This window comes from Nostoc sp. XA010 (genome assembly GCF_020829625.1).
In the GTDB taxonomy this organism is placed as follows: domain Bacteria; phylum Cyanobacteriota; class Cyanobacteriia; order Cyanobacteriales; family Nostocaceae; genus Nostoc.
Map to the genome: position 1 here is coordinate 262,024 of NZ_JAIVFX010000005.1, position 20,629 is coordinate 282,652.

The 20,629-nt window shown below is 41.6% G+C and carries 20 protein-coding genes and 1 tRNA gene; 9 read left to right on the plus strand and 12 right to left on the minus strand.

Features of this window, described 5'->3' with window-relative positions; all coding sequences use genetic code 11:
* Positions 1 to 3 precede the first annotated feature (3 nt).
* On the plus strand, positions 4 to 408 hold the full coding sequence (locus LC608_RS10425) for a hypothetical protein (protein WP_229553462.1): 405 nt from the start codon (positions 4 to 6) through the stop codon (positions 406 to 408).
* Here the strand turns inward: LC608_RS10425 and LC608_RS10430 are convergent.
* Entirely contained in the window at positions 383 to 2,050 is a 1,668-nt protein-coding gene (locus LC608_RS10430; protein ID WP_229553463.1) for a glycosyltransferase family 39 protein, read from the minus strand. The two genes, LC608_RS10425 and LC608_RS10430, sit on opposite strands and share 26 nt — an antisense overlap.
* Before the next feature lie 274 nt (positions 2,051 to 2,324).
* Between LC608_RS10430 and LC608_RS10435 the strand changes: the two genes are divergently transcribed.
* Together LC608_RS10435 and LC608_RS10440 are read left to right on the plus strand one after the other, a co-directional pair.
* Complete coding sequence (locus LC608_RS10435; protein ID WP_229553576.1) at positions 2,325 to 2,633, plus strand: hypothetical protein; 309 nt, start codon at positions 2,325 to 2,327, stop codon at positions 2,631 to 2,633.
* Positions 2,566 to 2,715 (plus strand): EAL domain-containing protein, encoded by a 150-nt coding sequence (locus tag LC608_RS10440; protein WP_229553569.1) that lies wholly within the window; start codon positions 2,566 to 2,568, stop codon positions 2,713 to 2,715. Before LC608_RS10435 ends, LC608_RS10440 begins: the two co-directional genes overlap by 68 nt.
* Here the strand turns inward: LC608_RS10440 and LC608_RS10445 are convergent.
* The 11 genes from LC608_RS10445 to LC608_RS10495 form a co-directional block, all read right to left on the minus strand.
* A complete protein-coding gene (locus LC608_RS10445; RefSeq protein WP_229553464.1) occupies positions 2,689 to 3,519 on the minus strand; it encodes a GNAT family N-acetyltransferase in 831 nt (276 codons plus the stop codon). The two genes, LC608_RS10440 and LC608_RS10445, sit on opposite strands and share 27 nt — an antisense overlap.
* 422 nt (positions 3,520 to 3,941) lie before the next feature.
* The gene (locus LC608_RS10450) at positions 3,942 to 4,862 is read right to left on the minus strand and encodes an NAD(+) kinase (protein ID WP_229553465.1); all 921 of its coding nucleotides are present in this window, start codon (positions 4,860 to 4,862) and stop codon (positions 3,942 to 3,944) included.
* Positions 4,863 to 4,868: 6 nt separating this feature from the next.
* Positions 4,869 to 5,174: an NADH-quinone oxidoreductase subunit NuoK gene (gene nuoK / locus LC608_RS10455; protein WP_006199065.1), complete on the minus strand. Its 306-nt coding sequence runs from the start codon at positions 5,172 to 5,174 to the stop codon at positions 4,869 to 4,871.
* A gap of 59 nt (positions 5,175 to 5,233) precedes the next feature.
* Positions 5,234 to 5,848, minus strand: coding sequence for an NADH-quinone oxidoreductase subunit J (locus LC608_RS10460; RefSeq protein ID WP_308189855.1), 615 nt, complete (start codon positions 5,846 to 5,848; stop codon positions 5,234 to 5,236).
* A 195-nt stretch (positions 5,849 to 6,043) separates the two neighbouring features.
* Positions 6,044 to 6,628: an NAD(P)H-quinone oxidoreductase subunit I gene (gene ndhI / locus LC608_RS10465; RefSeq protein ID WP_229553466.1), complete on the minus strand. Its 585-nt coding sequence runs from the start codon at positions 6,626 to 6,628 to the stop codon at positions 6,044 to 6,046.
* 144 nt (positions 6,629 to 6,772) lie between these two features.
* Positions 6,773 to 7,891 carry an NADH-quinone oxidoreductase subunit NuoH gene (gene nuoH, locus LC608_RS10470; protein WP_229553467.1) on the minus strand — a complete coding sequence of 373 codons (1,119 nt, stop codon included), beginning with the start codon at positions 7,889 to 7,891 and terminating at the stop codon, positions 6,773 to 6,775.
* Between the two features lie 389 nt (positions 7,892 to 8,280).
* Positions 8,281 to 9,417 carry a citrate synthase gene (locus LC608_RS10475; protein WP_229553468.1) on the minus strand — a complete coding sequence of 379 codons (1,137 nt, stop codon included), beginning with the start codon at positions 9,415 to 9,417 and terminating at the stop codon, positions 8,281 to 8,283.
* Positions 9,418 to 9,525: 108 nt separating this feature from the next.
* Positions 9,526 to 10,020, minus strand: coding sequence for a phosphohistidine phosphatase SixA (gene sixA / locus LC608_RS10480; protein WP_229553469.1), 495 nt, complete (start codon positions 10,018 to 10,020; stop codon positions 9,526 to 9,528).
* A gap of 149 nt (positions 10,021 to 10,169) precedes the next feature.
* Positions 10,170 to 10,403, minus strand: coding sequence for a PIN domain-containing protein (locus tag LC608_RS10485; RefSeq protein ID WP_229553470.1), 234 nt, complete (start codon positions 10,401 to 10,403; stop codon positions 10,170 to 10,172).
* A gap of 170 nt (positions 10,404 to 10,573) precedes the next feature.
* Complete coding sequence (locus LC608_RS10490; RefSeq protein WP_229553471.1) at positions 10,574 to 11,857, minus strand: bifunctional oligoribonuclease/PAP phosphatase NrnA; 1,284 nt, start codon at positions 11,855 to 11,857, stop codon at positions 10,574 to 10,576.
* Between the two features lie 786 nt (positions 11,858 to 12,643).
* Positions 12,644 to 13,141: an HNH endonuclease gene (locus LC608_RS10495; RefSeq protein WP_229553472.1), complete on the minus strand. Its 498-nt coding sequence runs from the start codon at positions 13,139 to 13,141 to the stop codon at positions 12,644 to 12,646.
* Positions 13,142 to 13,444: 303 nt separating this feature from the next.
* Here LC608_RS10495 and alr point away from each other — a divergent pair, with 303 nt between their 5' ends.
* From alr to LC608_RS10525, 6 genes are all read left to right on the plus strand, one after another.
* The gene (alr, locus tag LC608_RS10500; protein WP_229553473.1) at positions 13,445 to 14,632 is read left to right on the plus strand and encodes an alanine racemase; all 1,188 of its coding nucleotides are present in this window, start codon (positions 13,445 to 13,447) and stop codon (positions 14,630 to 14,632) included.
* 165 nt (positions 14,633 to 14,797) lie between these two features.
* A tRNA-Leu gene (locus tag LC608_RS10505) sits at positions 14,798 to 14,879 on the plus strand.
* 792 nt (positions 14,880 to 15,671) lie between these two features.
* Positions 15,672 to 16,739: a response regulator gene (locus tag LC608_RS10510; RefSeq protein ID WP_229553474.1), complete on the plus strand. Its 1,068-nt coding sequence runs from the start codon at positions 15,672 to 15,674 to the stop codon at positions 16,737 to 16,739.
* A gap of 66 nt (positions 16,740 to 16,805) precedes the next feature.
* Positions 16,806 to 17,183 carry a response regulator transcription factor gene (locus LC608_RS10515; protein WP_229553475.1) on the plus strand — a complete coding sequence of 126 codons (378 nt, stop codon included), beginning with the start codon at positions 16,806 to 16,808 and terminating at the stop codon, positions 17,181 to 17,183.
* Positions 17,184 to 17,187: 4 nt separating this feature from the next.
* Positions 17,188 to 17,685 (plus strand): chemotaxis protein CheW, encoded by a 498-nt coding sequence (locus tag LC608_RS10520; protein ID WP_229553476.1) that lies wholly within the window; start codon positions 17,188 to 17,190, stop codon positions 17,683 to 17,685.
* Positions 17,686 to 17,745: 60 nt separating this feature from the next.
* Positions 17,746 to 20,571, plus strand: coding sequence for a methyl-accepting chemotaxis protein (locus LC608_RS10525; protein ID WP_229553477.1), 2,826 nt, complete (start codon positions 17,746 to 17,748; stop codon positions 20,569 to 20,571).
* The last annotated feature ends 58 nt before the right edge of the window (positions 20,572 to 20,629 follow it).

The following is a 20,629-nucleotide window of genomic DNA, read 5'->3' on the forward strand; positions in this document are numbered from 1 at the left end:
AATATGGCAACCAAACAAGAAGTTAGAGGATATCTTGCCTACTGGTTTCAGTTGGGTAAGAAAGTGATTACGAGCAACGGTAAGGCAAGCTTTTTGCCCCAACCTGTGCTAAATGGCGATCGCTATAGTGAAGAATTTGAAGAGTGCTGGCAAAAAATTCTCTCACCGGAATCGGGTGATTGTTACCTAGAGGGTACACACGAAACCATTGCTGAACTGTTGACACCAGCTTGGGAGATGCTACCTTGCAGCCGTTGCAGTATGCCAGTAGCCGCGCGAAACGTCGGGATGCCAGCGTTATTATGCCCCTGCAATGATTTACCAAACTGGCCTAATACCGAATTACCAGCACCGCGAGAGCCAATAAAGACTCAAGATCAACTCAAAACAATTCGCGATCGCTTCTAGCCTTATTAATTGAGATATTACGTCGGCGCAACTTAGGAGATTTAGCCAATTTCCAGACTGAATAATATTGATCGCTGTAAACAATATCTGTCTTTAATTTATAATTTTTTTCGATTGTTTCGCGCCAAGTGTCTGAAGGATTGAGTAAAAATACATCAGTAAACCCATTAGGGATTGTGGGGGTTTTTGGGTTGTTTATCAACAAAAATCGCACTTTTGGTTCCAAAAGATAGCTCAGAGACAAAACATTCCCATAATTATTGCCCAAAGCATCACTAATCAAAAGTGGACTACTTGTCTGATTGATGACTTGGGCAACTTGTGGATTGCCATAACTCGTACCTTTATTCCACCAAGTTTCTGCCTGGGAACTCACCTTAGAAGAAATCAGTCCACCAATAATCACTAATGTCATGATTATTTGCCAAATGCTCCGGCGTGGCACGCTTTCATTATATATTTGTGTAGCTAGTAAATAAGCGACAGTTACTTGGATGCCTAAATAAGATGGCACGAAATATGGTTCAGTAGATAATTGTATGCCATCAGCACTTGACAGTATTAAGGGTAGTGCTGGCACTACAATCAATGTGATAATAAAAAACCAGACTTTATAGTTAGTCGTTAGACAAAGAAAACAAATTGAATATCCTACCAGAATTAAAAATAGTGCTGTAATTAAATAGTTTAGAGGATTATCTAGCTTAAGGTCTATATCAAAAAAAATTCGGCTTAACTGCATCAGTAAAAATGGAAATGTAGGCATGAAAGATGACTGGATTCTTGCTTTATCTGCTGAAAGCAAAAATTGAAAAAAGTCACCCATCACAATTGTTATCCAAGGCATGAAAGCTAAAAAACCTACCAGTGATACTAACAGATAAGTTCTGACAGTTTCAGTAAACTTAAATTTGGCAGTTATCGTTACATAAATTCCGTGAGCAAGTGCTACAAAGGCACTCCAAAGACATGTATAAAGACTGATAGCTAAAGTTACTGCATAAATGCTCCAGATAGCGAATAAATCTGGTCTTTTTTGTTCTTTTACTGCCTCATCTTTATCTTGTGATTCCAGTCGCATTACTCGCAGCAGAGACGCACTGGATAATAATATAGTGACTAACCAGAGAATATATTCTTGTGCTTCTTGGGCATAAACTAGTTGAATTGGAGAAATTGCTATGAGTGCGATCGCTACACCAGGAACCGATAATGGCACATTAAATAATTCTCGGCATAGCCAATAAACACAAGGGAAAACCAGCAAACTGATGCAGGCAGATAAACTTCTAATCGCCGTCACCGAATTACCAAATATGTTCATCCACAATCTGGCTATTATGTAATAAAGCGGTGGATGGTAAGGATCTTCTTTTGCCAAATTCATGATTGTGTCATTTAAGCTTTTTTGTTGATTTGCACCTTGAAACTGGGCAAAGCTTTCTTTAGTAATGACACGATTATTAAAAATTTGTTGTTTGACTTCAGTTGTTCTGTAACCAGAAATCCGCAATGAAGTATAAGTTTCATCATGGCAGTAAACTTTGCTGTTAAGGTTAAAAAAGCGAAACAATATACCCATCGTCAATAAAAAAATAATTAAAAATCGCAACCAACTCGGAGCAAATTTGAGATGGCGCATAAGTGGGTTTCCTAAAAAGTTTTCTCAAATCATCTAATTAAGCGTACTAGATGAGGTGTCGCAGCTACCCCCGTTCTAGCGCCAACCGTACTTTTATTCGATTGGGAAGATAGGCAATCAACACCTCTTCTTTATTAATTACGAAAAGAATTGAACAAGGTTGTATCAAATCCCGCAAAACTGCACTTGGTTTTCAAACCGAGATATCAATAGAGTGTAAAATACACCAAGTGTAGGCGCATCTATAGTAGGGCGACTCCACAGCTACCGTGCATTGGGCGATCGCTTTGCCGGTTATAGTTCTCAAGCTATGTACCGAGCCAAGGATCTGGACAAAGCCCGCTATAAACTATTCAACCAAGAAATGTATACTAACGCTCTGGTTAAATTGCAGTTAGAGAACGATTTACAGCGAGCAATCGAACGCCACGAGTTTCAGCTTTATTACCAACCAATTGTTTCCCTTACTAATGGCAGACTTTCAGGTAATTATCACACTGGCACACAAATTAGGTATGGATGTGACAGCCGAAGGGGTGGAGACAAAAGAGCAGCTAGCATTTCTGAGAAAGTTGAACTGTGAATGTGGACAAGGATATTTTTTCTCACGTCCGTTGGATAACACGGCAGCAGTGGCATTAATCGTGACAAACCCTCAGTGGTAAGGGTTTTTTGAAAGGATTTGGATAACGCCATCTGGCAAACTCTGCAACATTAGATATAGTTAAAAAATCAATAGTCTTAAACTGCCGATCAATAGCTGGAATACTGCATATTTTAGCTCCAATATTTAAGTATGCTTGCAAAATTTTAGGTATTTCAACATTGAAAGAATCTGGACATTTATAAGGCATTTTTAGACAAAATTGTGAATTTGGAGAAACCAAAATACTTGGATGCATCAAGCCATTTTGCTGAAAATAATCATAAGTGCAAGTAGCTTCTGAAGGGCATTGTGTTAGTAATGATGCACAGCCAAAGAAATATTGATTTCTACTCCAGATGAGATAATTTGCCAATCCTTCCCAGAGTAGTAACAGTGCTTGAATATTGCGGTATTCTTTAGCTATACATGCACGTCCAACTTCAACTGATGCCTGAAGCACAGAATTGGGAATTGCATTAAGATTAAATATATCGGCAGCATCAAAGCCTAATCTTTGAGAAGCCATTGCATAGGTTTGCATCCGATAAGTTCCAATGGTTTTACCCGTTTGTTTGGAGATCATGATTAAATGATGGCAAACCGCATCAAACTTATCTATATCCATCTGGGTAAAGTTAGAAGCAGAATATCCCAAGCCTAGTTCAAGATTAAAAACTTCAAAGCGTAACCGAAAAATTGATTCTAATTCTTCTTCAGTTGATGCTAACCGTAGGGTATATTTTTCAGTTTGAAGGACGGGAAAATCTTCAAGAGGGGCAGGAGGATTCAGTGGGTAATTGATGTTGCGTCCAGAAACTTCCATCTATCTTCCTACTTAGATTTGCGAAAATATTTTACTAGGATTTAGGCTGTATACAAATAGCTCGCATTATGCATTAATGTGTCGAAGTGTGATTGAGACGGTTTTTGATAAAAGAACCTCTAGACAGCTTTTTTACTCTCTTGAATTAGGGGTAGAGTGCTTTTATTATGGAGATTAATTCCGAAAAAATCTGGCAATAAGATACAAAATTTTCTTTTGATATAGGCTATAAATCAATCCAGTTCAGTAATCTATTGAACTCACGTTAAATTAAAGTGAAACAGTAAGCATAAGTCAAAATTAAGGCAGAAAACCCCCGGATAAATCCAGGGGCTTGGATAATTCTGGTTGCGATGCCTACGGCGGGCGGGTACGCCATCGCCTGTGCGATCGCTGCGGTAAATGCACTCTAAAATACTTAATTAATTACGGTGATTATTGCTGTAGTGAACCCTTGTACCTGCCCAAAGCAACTTCTCCCGCAGTGTTTGATAGTAGGAATTGTTCTCGCGCAAAATAATAAATTTAGCCCGACAATCTGCCATCCGCACATCAACGCGGTGTCCCGGCCAAATTGAAGTCCCCAAAACTCCATCTGTCCACAGCTTGGTACTCAAATCGTAATCCCCCAAAGGCCAAATACTCACCACAGAACCAGGGGGTAAAACGAGAGGGCGACTAGAAAGGCTCATTGCACAAATAGGAGTGATGGTAAGCGCCTCCATGCCATCATGCATAATTGGCCCATTAGCAGAAACAGTGTAACCAGTGGAACCTGTGGGGGTGGAAATAATCAACCCGTCCCCGACGTACTGATCGACTACCTCACCGTCAATTTCCATTTCCAGAATTGAAGTAATCATCCGATCTGCGGAGGCGGGTTTGACACAAAACTCATTCAGAGCCAGATAATGCTCACTAACTGGTTCTAAATTAGACCCGTGACCCTCATAAACAGCAGCTTGTAACATCATCCGTCGTTGGATAGCATAGCGATCCTCAAACAGTCGATCCCAAAGTTTCTCAGTATCCTGAAACTCTTCCACCGACTCAGTTAAAAACCCCAGATGGCCTCCCACATTCACTCCCAGAATAGGGATGCCAGCTGGGGCTAAATGTCTGGCACCAGTTAAAACAGTACCATCGCCACCGAGTACCAAGGCGAGATCGATTGGTTGAGCCGCCGAAGCCAAAAAGACAGGATAGGGGTTGTCTTTTGGCCCGCTAGGCCCCATCAACACCTGGCACTCGCGGCTTTCTAGTTGTTTAGCACAGATTTCTGCCCATTGTTTACTCCGGGCATCCCGCGCTTTATAAGCAATGATTACCTGCTTGAGTTGCACGCACAATTACCATTTCAGGAGATTAAACTGCTCCATATCGACGGTATCGCGGTTGCGATAAATGGCAAGCACGATCGCTAAACCCACCGCCGCCTCGGCTGCGGCCACGGTAATCACAAATACTGTGAAAACCTGACCCTTAATTAATGTTGAGTCGAGGAAGTTGGAAAATGCCATTAAATTCAGATTAACAGCATTGAGCAGTAACTCAATTGACATCAGCACCCGCACAGCGTTGCGGCTGGTAATTAAACCGTAGATGCCGATACAGAATAAAGCTGCTGCTAGTAATAGAAAGTACTGGAGTTGCATGAATCTGAATATCCCTCCTGAAAAATCTGGCTATTTATCTACGAATCAGGTCGTAAATATTACTCTTTTGTTTCGCTGGTTGTTGATACTAGTTCTCTGGGGCGTTCTTGCAAAGTGAAAACAGTTTTCCCCAGTTTGGATGGTGTCAACAAGTCTGGCAAATACTCGCGGCGTGCCAAAATAATTGCTCCTACCATTGCTATCAGCAGCAAAATGGAAGCCAATTCAAAAGGCAGTAGAAAGTCAGTGAAGAAATGTTCTCCAATTAAAACTATAGAACTTTCGCCACCCGCCACAGGAGCAGCTGAGTAAGCCCAAGGAGTAGCCAGCACCATCGTGCTTAAAAGACCGAACAATCCGACACTGACTAGGCCTGTTAGTAGTTTCCGCACCCAAGAGTTGGGAAATGCTACAAAATCCTCCCGCTTGTTCACCAACATAATGGCAAACAAAATCAACACGTTAACCGCCCCAACGTAAATCAGTATTTGTGCAGCTGCAACAAAATCAGCATTTAGCAACAGGTAGATTCCCGCTATGCTGATGAACACACCCCCCAGCAAAAAGGCAGAATAGACGATGTTGGAGAACAGCACTACACCTATGGCTGCCCCAATCATCATCACGCCTAATATGCCAAGCGATACAAACTGTACTCCTTCCGCTAGATTCACTGTTTTTTGTCCTTAGTCATTGGTCATTGGTGAGCCAGTGCGGTCTTGGGGCTTTCCCCCATGAGCAACTGGCGTTAGCGAAGCGGTAGCGACGCAGGAGCGTCACCCGAAGGGTCATTGGTCATTGGTCATTAGTCATTAATCATTGGTCAAATAACAAAGGACAAATGACAATGGACAAATGACAAATTACATTTATTTTTCCGTTTGTTCTACCAAGTCTTCTGGACGCGCACCAGGAAGCGGCGCATCTGCGGGCAGTCCATGTGGTTCGAGGACGCCCTTGGGTAGGTAAACTAGTTCGCGCAGTGGTGTAACCATTGGATCATCTGTTACCTTGTAGGGCAGACGACCTAGCGCTACGCTGTCATAGTTCAATTCATGGCGATCATAAGTGGAAAGCTCATACTCTTCTGTCATAGATAGACAGTTAGTGGGGCAAAATTCCACGCAATTACCGCAAAAGATACAAACTCCAAAGTCAATGCTGTAGTGGTTGAGTTTTTTCTTTTTGCTGGCTTTGTCGAATTCCCAATCTACTACAGGCAGGTTAATTGGACAAACGCGAACACAGACTTCGCAAGCGATACACTTATCAAATTCAAAGTGAATTCTACCGCGAAACCGTTCGCCAGGAATTAGTTTCTCGTAAGGATACTGTACGGTAATCGGACGCCGCCGCATGTGATCGAAGGTGACAGAAAGCCCCTGACCAATGTAACGCGCAGCTTGTACTGTTTCTTTGGCGTAATCACCAACTTGTTTCAGGAACTTTAGCATTTTGTCTCTCTTTTAAGGGGATAAAAGTTAGGAGTGAGGAGGGAGGAGTGAGGAGTTAGGAGTGAGGAATGAGGAGTTAATTAAAAACTCATAACTCATAACTCATAACTTATAACTCCTAACTCTTAACTCTTAACTCTCTCATTACCCGCCGAAGGCGAAGGGAAAGGCTAGTTTCAGGGCGGCGGTTAATAGAAGATTAACCAAGCCAACTGGCAATAAAAACTTCCATCCTAAATCTAACAGTTGGTCAATCCGTACCCGTGGCACTGTCCAGCGCAACAGGATGGCGACAAACACTAGTAAATAGGCTTTGAACACGGTCATCGTGATGCCCAAAGCAGCAGTTACTATCTGGAACACGGGATTTAGTTCACTGACTCCCAGCCAACCAGCGATGAGGTTGAGGGGAATGGGAAAGTCCCAACCGCCCAGGTAGAGAATTGCTACTAGTAAGGAAGAAAGAATCAAGTTAACGTAAGAACCCAGGTAGAAAAGACCGAATTTCATACCTGAATATTCAGTTTGATAGCCTGCGACGATTTCTTCTTCCGCTTCTGGTAAGTCAAAGGGTAATCGTTCGCATTCAGCTAGGGCGGCTATCCAAAAGATCAGAAAACCGATTGGTTGCCGCCAAATGTTCCAGCCCAGAATGCCGTAGCCAGACTGTTGATTGACAATATCAACGGTGTCGAGGCTATTAGACATCATAGCGATCGCTAACACCGCTAGCGACAAAGGAATTTCATAACTAATAGATTGCGCTGCTGCCCGCAACCCTCCTAAGAGGGAGTATTTATTATTAGATGCGTAGCCAGCCATTAACAAACCAATGGGTTGAATGCTTGACAAGGCAATCCACAAGAATACGCCCATGCCCACATTGGTAATTACGATGTTCTGCCCAAAGGGGACGATCAGGAATGACAGAAACACCGGAATCACAACAATAATTGGCCCAAGGGTAAACAGCCAAGGGTCAGATTTGGCTGGTACTATATCTTCTTTAAATACCAACTTCAAACCATCCGCTACAGGTACCAGTAACCCAAAAGGCCCCTGGAATTCTGGTCCAATTCGCTGCTGTGCGGCGGCGGAAATTTTTCGTTCTAGCCAAGTAGCAACTAATACCCCCACTGTTGCCCCAATCAGCATCAGTATCATTGGTAGGGGCATCCAAATTGCTTTGGCTGTTCCTGGTGGTATACCTAAATCCCGGAGGGATTCAATAAAAGTTCCTTGGAGGTCAATTCCTGAGTTCATGTTTCCACTCTTTAAGACATCGAGTCATGGTGAATTACAACTATTAGTTAAATTAATACCTGTAAATTCACCCATTTTTAATTTTTGCCCAAATGACGCTTGATTGAAGATTTGTTGCTAATGCCCATGCCTAGTATATCCTTGGATGGTTTTAGCCCTCTGAAGCGAGATGAGAACTTCTACTTATGGTTGGCATTGAGATTGCTATTGAGGAGACGGGGGGACAAGGGAAGAAGCAAGGGAGCAGGGAGCAGGGGGGATGGAAAAGAGGAATTGGGGCAGGGTGCGCTTTGCTGGCGAGAAAGTTTCCCCTTTTCCCCCTGCTGTCTGCTCCCCTCCTTCTTCATTTCCCTCTGCCCTCTGCCGTCTGCCCCCTCCCTCTTGCCCATTTACCGTTGGTCAATGGGGGTATAAGTAACTTCGTGCCGACCGTTGTAAACCTGGGTAGGACGGAAAATTCGGTTTTCTGCTAGTTGTTCTTTCCAGTGCGCTAACCAACCGGCAACACGAGCGATCGCAAATATTGGCGTAAACAAATCTGTGGGAATCCCCATCTTCCTATACACTAAACCGGAGTAAAAGTCAATATTGGGATAAATTCCTTTGCTACCGAGTTTTTCTCCTACCACTTGTTCCATTTCTAGGGCAATATCATAGAACTTGTCATGCCCAAACTTTTCAAACAGTTGTTCTGCTAGTCCTTGTAAAATTATGGCTCGTGGGTCTTTCACTTTATACACACGATGTCCAAAGCCCATAATCTTAGATTTAGTTTGCAGACAATGCTCTATGTAGGGACGGACATTTTCTACAGAGCCAATTTTTTCCAACATCTGAATTACTTCTTCATTGGCTCCACCATGCAAGGGCCCTCCCAAAGTTCCCACTGCACTAGCAACCACAGCATAAGGATCAGTCAAGGTGGAAGCTGTCACCCTGGCACTGAAAGTGGAAGCATTCATTGTATGCTCGACCTGAAGTATCAAGCAGATATCAAAAATCCGCGCCATCAAAGGATCGGGTTCTTTCTCATCGAGCATGTATAGAAAGTTGGCGGAGTAGTCTAAGTCATCACGGGGACGTATTGGGTCATTGCCTTTCCGCATCAGTTGGAATGCCGCCACCATCGTGGGAATGGTTGCTATCAGGCGCACTACCGAATCCCGAATGTAGGCAGGATTATGTAAATCCCGGAGCGAATAAAATAACCCTAAAGCAGCAGCAGAGGCTTGCAGCGCATCCATTGGGTGACCGCTTTCAGGAAAGCATTTCATCATGTCCCGAATGCGGTATTTTATCCGCCGATGGTAACGAACTTCGTGCTCAAATGCTTTCAATTCTTCGTTGCTTGGCAGTTCGCCCCAGATTAAGAGATAAGCAGTTTCTAGGAATGTACTTTTTTCTGCTAGTTCCTCAATCCGGATGCCACGATATTCTAGTAGTCCCTTTTGCCCATCAACATAGCTGATACTTGATTGGGCGGCGGGAATGCCTTCTAAACCAGGCTTGTATTCGCACACCATCATGGCAACACCATTCGCTTTGTGAAATATCTGATCTAGCTAACTTACCAGAAATTTATTGTCGCCATAACAGTAGCCGTTCTAACAACAATCGAGAATGTTGAAAAACTGTTATAGCAGGTACTTGGGTGGTGTCAACCAAAACATCTGACTACGACCCAGAGGAGAACCTGTTTCTGGTAGTTTTATCCCAATCATACCTGCTTTTTTCAAGACTAAGCTTGCTTTGACTTCCCCCCATAGGAGAATTTCTGCCCAATTGGTCAAATCAGGTTCGTGTCCAACCAACGCTAGTTGGGTATTTTGGGAATAATTTCTTGGCTCTAACCAGTCTTTGAGCCAACTAGAAATTTGACCATCGTGGGCGAGGTGGCTAGATTCCTCTAATTTGGAGCTTAATTTTTCTGCTATAAGGATTTCAGCCGTTTGCCGGGCCCGCACTAAGGGGCTGGTGAGAATCAAATCAAAGTTTAAGCCCAATTTAACAAGTTTCTGAGCAACTTTCTCAGTTTTCTGCCGTCCTTCTTTAGTAAGGCTGCGCTCCTCATCCTTGATGCCTAATCCCTTGTCTTCGGCGATGCCATGACGAATTAAATATAGTTCCATACTTTGAGTTCTGTTAGCATAGCGGGGCGTAGCCCGTGCTTAGTTAGGATTTACGTCTGCTGTCAATTAACCTATCCTAATCTTAATCATTATTACGTATTTGTTGATCTGCCATCTGTCCGGTGCAACGCGGCGTTAGGTGTTCTATGTTACGGATATGGCAATAGGTTTAAACCTTGAATAAATCTGTAATCCCGTTGGTTTTTTGTGAGAAACGGGTAATTCCAAACTATTGCTGTAGCTGCAATGAGACTATCAGGAATGGCCAAATTATGACTGAGCCGATAAGACCGCAATAAATCAACTGCTGTATCAGATACAGCCTGGTCAATCTTAATGATGTAAAACTGCTTGAGGAAATTTAAGAGTGTTTGTAAAGGCACGAATTATATCCTTAATCAGTTCAGCCTCTGTGAAAAGACCAAGATTCCCGACTTTTCTAAAAAATCGGGAATTTTAGTTTATTTATCACGAATGACTTAGGGATGCTATCTGAGCAAACACTTTGACTGCTACATGAGTTAGGAGTTCTCCCCATCTCCTTGTTCTCCTCCTACTCCGACTGAATTGGATGATCTCTGGGATTAACTAACCTCAGCAGTTTTTGCTTAATCTGAGCGTCGAATACTTCCCATTTCATTTTCGCGTATGCGGAATTTTCGTTGCTGCCAGATAAGAAGCCCATTGGAATTTCAAAGCCGCCTGCGCTTGTTCTTCCACCGCCGAAAAAGCGCCCTGCACTATCTTGTCCAAAGGCTTCTTTGATGAATTCATCGGGGTCAAGGGTAAGTTTGCTGGTTCTCAGGGAGCCAATGACTATTTCCAGTTCTTCGTCTTCATCGTGAACAATGCCGTAAACTACGGCGGTGTGGACGTTTTCTTCGGTAACGAGAAAGTCAGCCGCTTGAGGGATGGCGTCACGGTCTTCGTAGCGTAAGTAACCAACACCAGCAATGGAAAAGTTATTTTGGACAATGCGATTTTTTAGCGATCGCTCGATCACATCCATTACCCGCTTGGAACGGTTCGCCTGCAAAATGGCGTTTAGCAGTTGAGCATCATAAAATCGGCTTAAATACGCTGCTGCCATAAAGTCTTCTTCTTGCGCTTGCATTAACCGATTTGTATCCGATCGCAAGCCGTGCATCAAGGCAGTAGCGCATTTGACGTGTTGATTTATGCTGCTATCTAATGCCAATAATCCCGTTTGGAGGTATTGGGTAAAAATTGTTGCCGTCGCTCTGACATAAGGACGGATATCCTCAAACTCTGATTGCAGATCTCCTTGGATACTGTGATGGTCGATGAGGGCTACTAGGGGAATTCTAGCCTGCTGCACTGCTGACACTAGATGTGAAGTGGTTCCTTGGTTATCAATTAATACAAAACCTTGATAACATGACAAATCCTTGGTTTTCAAGGTTTGCTGCGTCCAGCGTTGGATAGGTAAATTAGTCAGCCTCACCAAGGCAATATTTTCTTGATGACTCAATGCGCCAGCATAAATGATTTCACATTTGATATCATATTGCTGGGCAATTAACTGATAAGCCCAGGCACAGGAAAGGGCATCAGGATCAGGAAAATCTTGCAGTATTACCAGTTGGCGATCATGACGGTGTGCCAGAAGGGTTCTTTGCAGTTCTTCTGACTTTTGTTGTGCCAGGGAATTACCACGGTTATTAAGATATATAGCTCCTTCACCTACCGATGGCGGTAATGACGGAGTTTTAAATGAAACTTCCACTGGCGTTTTCTCTATTTCAGGTTCCTCTGGGTTTGGCTCTGTGGTCGATGACAAACTCTCAAACTGAGTAACGGGAGAATTCAAGTACATAGGGAACTTTTTTAAAGTGTGAGGCTCTTTTAATTCAGAAATACTATAATCAGCAATTCACTGAATTCAGCCGCATTATTTTGATCTTCGCAAAAATATCAGGACATTGCACTATACATCTGAGTATATTTTTGTCAGTCACAGCAGCGCTCAACAATAGCCAATAATGAAGTAAATTCCACTCTTAGACCTATAGGTGCTGGAAACAAAAAAGTTTACTATATAGGACTTTATCTGACAGCATAAATCTGTTTGAGGAGCTTTTTTTGTCTTTTTAAATTCAATAAGTGGGATTTTAATCTGGCTTAGGGTATAATTTATATCTTACACTTTAGGTCTACTCCTTGATATTTGAAATAGTCTTAGGCTCAATACTCTCATTCTTGTGAGTATTGAGCAATTAACAATTATTCTATTGAACAATGGGTGTTTTTTATCCGCTTTGAAAATTCTGATAATTTAGAGCGAAGTCTAGTACCGCAAGGCGGAAGTCAAAAGTCAAAACGTCAAAAACCTATAATTTTGGGCTTTTTGGCTGTAATGAAATAGTAGGTTTATTTCCGCCGTGCTGTACTAGTGCAAGAAGGCATAAACTAGGGAGCAAGCCCCGTACATAAGTGTAGAGGCTTGAGTGTTGAGGCATTGCGCCTGTTTGGGAGACGCGATCGCATTAGTTGCGACCAAATATAGCCACCAATTTTTTAACAATCGATAACTAAATTTATTGGCACTCTCCCAAAGCAAAAAGATGTTTCTTCTTTCTCTTTTGCTCCTCTGCTTTTTTGCTCAAAGACCTATAACATACTTTTGCCACTCTGTATGCAGTCCACTCTTAAGATGTTTACTGACCTCGAAATAGAGGCTGCTATAAGGTTGGCGAGGAGGATGACGTAAAGGCATGTGAGCTTCATTAGGAGTTCGACTGCCTTTCTTGACATTGCAACGCACACAAGCAGTCACAATGTTCTCCCAGCTATCGCCCCCGCCGCGCGATCGCGGTATTACATGGTCTAGGGTCAACTCATCCCCTGTATAACCACAGTATTGACACGCATGACCATCACGGTGCAATATATTTCGGCGAGTCAGAGGAATTTCTTTATAAGGAACACGCACGTAATGACGCAACCGGATCACGGTCGGCAACGGAAAATCCGAGTACAGGAATTTGCCGTTGTGTTCCACATGTTCTGCTTTGCCTTTGATTAACAGAACCACAGCACGACGCCAACTCGTTATATTGAGAGGTTCGTAAGAGGCGTTTAAGACTAAAACCTTCCCCATTTATCTGCGCTCAGGGTATTAGCTTTACATAAATGTTAACACAAATACATCCTACTAGGGAGATGAGAATAAATTATACTTTCAGGATAATTCGGCAATTAAGTTATGAGTAAGAAGTTGAGAACTGAGGAGCGTCTCTGGCTTTGTTCGCAAGTTATAAATCTTAACTTTTACTTTACTACTGCAACATCTTGTAGCAATTCCAATATGAAGGTTACACTTCCTATTTAATCTGATCTCGCTTTAGTCAGCGTATATAGATAACTTGGAAGTTTAGCCGTGGTGGGATAGGAGTCAGTACAAATGTTAAGTCGCAAACAAATCCCTGGTGTAGATCCTAATCAGCAGTGCGACACCTATGAGTGGTTTTCGCAACGAGCCTGGGTAGAAATTGACTTAGGGGCGTTGTCGTACAATGTAAAGCAATTGGTACAGTTTTTATCGCCGCATACTGAGTTGATGGCAGTAGTAAAAGCTGATGCTTATGGGCATGGAGCGATAACAGTCGCCCAAACTGCAATCGAATCGGGAGCGAGTTGGCTGGGAGTCGCTACAGTTCCAGAAGCGATTCAATTGCGAGAAGGCGGGATTGAAGCACCTATTTTGATTTTAGGAGCAACTCATACACCAGAGCAGATTCACGCGATCGCACATTGGAAACTTCAGCCCACACTCTGTAGCCCTAAACAAGCTTTAGTATTTTCCGACACTCTAGAATCCATAAACTATGATTCTCCCATACCCGTACACATCAAATTAGATACGGGAATGTCTAGGTTAGGAACTAATTGGCAGCAAGCTGGCGAATTTGTGCAATTAGTACAACGCTTACCACATCTATCTATTGCCAGTATTTATTCTCATTTGGCAACAGCAGATGATCCTGATACTACGGCAATGGAAGAACAGCATAGACGATTTGAGGAAGCGATCGCTCAAATCAAAGCAATGGGAATTGAGCCACCTTGCTTGCACTTGGCAAACTCAGCTGCTGCACTGACAAATCCGGCATTGCACTACAACATTGTGCGAGTAGGTTTAGCAGTTTACGGACTCTACCCAGCAACCCATTTACAAAATGCGATCGATCTCAAGCCAGTTTTGCAACTTAAGGCAAGAGTTACCCAAGTTAAAACAATTGCCGCAGGAACAGCTGTTAGTTACGGGCATAAATTTATTGCCCCGCGTGAACTTTGCCTCGCCGTCGTCGGAATTGGCTACGCTGACGGTGTGCCTCGTAATCTTTCCAACAAAATGCAGGTGTTAATTCGCGGTCAGCGAGTTTCGCAAATCGGGGCAATTACAATGGATCAGTTGATGTTGGATGTGAGTGCTATACCCAATATCCAAGAAGGGGAAATAGTCACCTTGCTAGGGGAACAGGGAAAAGAAAAAATTTCAGCAGACGATTGGGCAGAACAACTAAACACTATTTCTTGGGAAATTCTCTGTGGGTTTAAGCATCGTCTGCCTCGTGTTGCGGTTATGTAATTGGGCATGGGGAAGAGGCAGAGGGGCACAAAGCTTGGAGCAGAGGGGAAAGAGGTAATTTTTTCTCCCCCTTGCCCCAAGAGCTGCTTTTTCATCTACCTCTGCCTCCCATTCCCCACTCCCTATTCCCAAAAATAATTTCTTATGGTATGATAGTAAACTGATGCGGATGTGGCGGAATTGGCAGACGCGCTAGATTTAGGTTCTAGTTCCGAAAGGAGTGAAGGTTCAAGTCCTTTCATCCGCACTATTAATAAATTGAATTGCCTTATCTAGGCTGGTGCTTAAACTTGAGTTAAAATTTCAGGGTTAATTGCCAGCCTATTTAAATATTGCATTGCCTAAATAGGATTTACACATCAGAAATCCTGCCTTTAAAAGGCTTGTCATTACCAGATTTCTGTTCAAATATAAAAAACATGGATTTAATAACCTACTAGTTTCGTAGGTAAAGTATGTTATATCTCTAACGCACCATTTCGAGTGCTTTCGGTGCGTTACGCTGTCGCTACAAAAGATAAGTTTTGTATTCTGTTTTATCTACATTTTTAAGTGTGAATATTAAAAGATAAATTTATTTTTATCAATAAACCAGTATTATTACTGTGGTCAAGTTGAAGTTACTCGACGCAAAGTAGCTTCATATACTGCTTACCTGATTAAAGACTAAATATAACTTCAGTGTAAATACAGAAGTTCAAATATATCACTATCTACAAAATCAGTATTATTCCTGTGGTCAGATTGGGGTTACTCAATGGAAAGTGGCTTCATCTAGTCTTGACATTCTTATGTCTTATTGCCCAAAAAGCCTGTAAATCTCAGTAACGGAAAGTAAATTAATAATAATTTACGATTTTACTGAGATTTGATTATTTGAAAATAACGCTGTTTTCGTTGAGTTTCACCACTAAGTCTAGAAATAAGTTGATGTACTTGAAAATCCAAAAGTTTGATGCTTTTTACTTGATTTTAATTGTGGAATAACTTTATACGAATTTAGCTTACACGTATCGAATTTAGCTGAAGTAAAAGCAAAATGAGCATAACTCCTATAGGTAGCTACAGGTTGTTCCAGAAACTACATCCGCTATCTCTGTTGGCACAATTAACCAGTCGGCGTGCTACAGGGTGCTTAAACATATTTACTGGAATAGTTTCTTGGTCAATTTATCTAGAGGACGGTAAACTTACTTATGCCTCCTATTCAGATAAACTGTTTGAGCGGCTTGACAGTCACTTGCGGCGCTTGAGCCAGCAAATTCCTGCTCTTAACAGCGCCGCTCGTGTGCAAATGCGGCTGATGTTTGAGACGAAGAATGAACATCAATCAATACCCAATGCGGATTACCAAGCTATTTGTTGGTTAGTAAATCAGGATTATATTACTTCTGTGCAAGCAGCAAGCCTGATAGACGAATTAGCAAAGGAAGTACTGGAATCATTTCTATGTTTAAAAGAAGCTAGCTATGAATTCAGTCCAGAAAGCTCTTTGGATGAATTACCAAAGTTCTGTCGCCTGGATTTGCGATTGCTTGTTGAACAGTGTCAAAAACAATTACGAAATCGGCAAAATATCCAGTCATCAATTCCGGCTGGTGGGGGTTCCCAAGTTTTGTCTAAAATACAACCGTCTCAAGTTCAGCCACAACTGCAAATAAAACTTGGGCAAAAGTTACCCATACCAATCAATTTTGATATTTCTGAAAATAAGAAAACTACTCAGCTACCTTCTGGTAAAAAACTATATACAATTGCCTGCATTGACGACAGCCAAACAGTTTTGAATTCCATTAAACACTTTTTGGATGAAAACACATTTACAGTTGTGATGATCAACGATCCTGTAAAGGCTTTAATGCAAATTCTTAGGAGTAAGCCCGATCTGATTTTGCTAGATGTTGAGATGCCAAGTTTAGATGGCTACGAGCTATGTTCCTTATTACGGAAACATTCAGCTTTTAAACATACGCCTATTATTATGGTGACTGGTAGAACAGGATTTATCGATAGGGCAAAGGCGAAAATAGTCAGATCGTCAGGATATTTGACTAAGCCTTTTACACAATCAGAATTGCTAAAAATGGTTTTTAAACATCTTGGTTAATTTATTAACAACCAATAGCTATAACAAATTTAATCGCCTTAATTTATTTTTTTAGGAGATTTAATAGTGAGTCTGACTTTACTTGGCACAATTCTGATTGTAGAAGATTCTCCCAGCGAATTAGAATTAATGAGCCATTATCTGAAAGAAAGTGGTTACAACGTAATTAAAGCAAGTGGTGCAAAAGAGGGTTTAGAAAAAGCTGTGTTAGAAAAACCAGATGCGATTGTTACTGATGTAGTAATGCCAGAAATGAGCGGATTTGAATTGTGTCGTTATCTGAGAAGAAATCCGATTACTGCAAAAGTGCCAATTATAATTTGTAGTTCCAAAAATCAAGAAATTGATCGTTTATGGGCAATGAGACAAGGTGCAGATGCCTACATAACTAAACCTTACACCCGTGAACTTCTGCTACGTACTATTAAATCAGTGGTAATTTGAATCAATGACTAGTATAAACATTACACTTCCTTCAAAAGAAACCCAAAATAATTTAGCAGACGGTTATCTGAAGTTTCAGCTAAATCAACAGACTGCTGCTGTTTTATCAATGAAACATACGCAAGAAGCAATTATTGTACCGATTGAATCTGTAACCTCAATGCCTAATATGCCCACCTGTATATTAGGATTAATGAATTGGCGGAGTCGGATAATTTGGGTTGTTGATTTGCCAAGAATGCTTAATTTAGAATCTTTAGATTATCGACTACGACAGTATAGTGCCATTGTTATCCAAGTGGAATCATTGGTATTAAGTTTAGTGGTGCAAGAAATCAAAGGTACTACTAAGTTTATTCCTGATGATATTCATTCTCCTATAGGACAAGTGGCATCCAGTTTAGTTCCTTATTTATGTGGATGCGTTGTCCAAAAAGAAGAAATATTACTGGTATTAGATGCTCAGGCAATTGTGCAGTCTTCTATTCTCCGCAGTGATTAGGGTGTATTACTAAAAAGAATTTTTAGTGTTCTTATTCACATAGTTAAGAGAAGTACTTTTATGTTTAATAAAACCAATACGAATCAAGATAGTGGCGCTCAAAAACGAGCATCATTGATTTCATCCCAAAAAATAAATGGTAGTGTCATAAAGCTACCAGCTAAGACTACTAGTGAAACGGCTAATAATTCTTTACTAAATCAGACTATTGCCTCTTTTACAAAATTCGGATTGGCTAAGAAAGCGACTATTTTAGCGATCGCAATCGGTACAATACCAGTATTGGGCATCGGTGCGATCGCTTTTAGCTTTGTCAACAAATCAATTACTAAGCAAATTACCCAATCTCAACAAGCTGAAGCCATTGGCTTGAGTGATAAAGTTAACCGTTTCATGTTGGGGCGCTACGGAGATATTCAGGTAATATCAAGTTTACTTTTTTTGACAAGTCCCCAGGCTAGTGTAAGTATCACCACTCAAGATAAACAAGCAATCTTAGATGGAGTTATCGAAGCCTACAAAGCTTATGACAGCGTTGCTGTTTTTAATCGCCAAGGTAAGTTAATTGTCCAATCCACAGGCGAACCTTTAGACAACCAAAAAGAGCTTACCTACTTTCAAGAGGCTTTACAAAAAGATACTCCTGTCATCAGTAAACCTGAAGCAGTAAAAAATACTGGTGTACTAAGTATTTATATAGCTGCACCTGTGAAAGAGATAAGGACGGGCCAAACCATTGGTGTAGTAAGAGCGCGGATGCCCGTAAAATCTTTAGAGGAAGTCATCAAAAACTACGTAGTCAATGGGCAACAATACCATTTGCTCGATGCTTCGGGAACAGTTTTCTTGAGTCCACAAAAGGAATTATTAGGGAAAGAGGCAAAGGGAGAGTATTCTAATTTACCTAAACTGGTAGCAGCCAATAAGGTAGATAGTTTTATAGAAGTTCCCAAAACTGGTAAAAAAGAAGAACTAGTCAGCTACGTACCAGCCACTAAGTTAGATGGCTTACCAGATTTAAACTGGCAAGTAGTTTTATCTACAGACACAGCAATTGTATTTGAGCCGCAAAGACAATTGTTGTGGATTATAGGCATTGGCACAGCAGTTACAGCATTGATTGTAGCTGCGATCGCATCTCGGTTAGCTAAACTTACTACACAGCCAATTTTAAATGCGACTGCGGCATTAGCAAAGCTTGGTCAAGGTAAATTTAATACCCGTCTGGAAATTGAAAGAGAAGACGAATTAGGGGTATTAAGCGCGAATATCAACCAGATGGCTGAACAATTGCAGGTCTTAGTTAAAGAACAAGAACTGGACGTTGAAGGGGCAAAATTACTAACAGATATTACCCTACGAATTCGGAAAACTCTTAAAACTGAAGATATTTATCAAGCAGCAGTAAAAGAAGTTCAGCGATCGCTAAAAACAGACCGGGTAATCATTTATAGTCTAAATCAAAATACTGGGAATGGCGTTGTCGTTGCTGAATCGGTAACTGATAATTGGCCGGAAATGCTCGGAGTGAAAATTGACGATCCTTATTTTCGGGAACGTTATATAGAAACTGATCAGTATGGACAGGTGCAAGCAATTGCAAACATTCATCAAGACCAAAGCTTGAAAAATGCCGTCGGTTACGTCCAACTTTTGGAAAAATTTGCTGTCAAAGGTAATTTGATCGTACCAATTCTTGCCCAAGGACAGCTTTTATCTTTATTAATTGCTCATCAGTGCGAAACTCCTCGTGTTTGGCAACAGCCGGAAATTGACTTGTTTCAACAGATAGCAACTCAAATCGGCTATGCCTTAGAACAAGCCAAGTTATTAGAAGAGATACAATCTAGAAATGTTGGAGTAATCGGTTCTGGCGACGAACTGCATCAACAAGAAACGCTGCAACAGCAACTTTTACAACTGCTCAATGAGGTAGAAGGTGCAGCCAGAGGCGATTTGACAGTACGTGCAGACGTGACGGCTGGGGAAATAGGTACTGTTGCCGACTTTTTCAACTCCATTGTAGAAAGCCTCCGGGATATTGTTACTCAAGTTCAAGAAGCTGCCACCCACGTTAATACTGCCATTGGCTCTAACGAAGGAGCTATCCGCCATTTAGCAGAGGAAGCACTTACCCAAGCTGCTGAAATCAACCGCACCCTTAATGCTGTTGACCAAATGACCCTATCTATGAAAGGTGTAGCCGAAAGTGCCGAAAAAGCTGCTTTTGTTGCCAATCATGCGGCTCACACCGCTACTAAGAGTGGACACGCGATGGATTTAACAGTACAAAACATCCTGTCTTTGCGGAAAACTGTGGGTGAAACTGCTAAGAAAGTAAAACGTTTGGGAGAATCTTCGCAACAAATTTCTCGCGTGGTTTCGTTGATTAACCAAATCGCTATTCAAACTAACTTACTAGCCATTAACGCCGGTATTGAAGCAGCGCGTGCGGGTGAAGAAGGTCAAGGTTTTGCCGTAGTGGCTGAAGAAGTCGGCGAACTAGCAGTTAGAAGTGCCGCAGCAACCCAAGAAATTGAACAAATTGTTGAAAATATTCAACGAGAAACCAGTGAAGTGGTACTAGCGATGGAAATAGGTACTACCCAAGTTGTAGAAGGAACTCGAATTGTGGAGGAGGCTAAACAAAGTCTGGGTGAAATTTTGGATGTATCGCGTGAAATTGACTCCTTAGTACAGTCGATTTCCACTGCAACTGCATCTCAGGTTGAAACATCACAAAGTGTTAGCCAATTAATGAAAGATATCGCTGCTGTTTCACAACGCACTAGCGATTCTTCTCGCCAAGTTTCCGAATCTCTACAACAAACTGTGGAAATTTCGCATCAGTTACAAGAGACTGTCGAGGCTTTCAAAGTTAGTTAAGTGTGTCATTTGCTATTTGCTAGTGACCAATGACTTTTATTATTTGTCTGTTGTCATT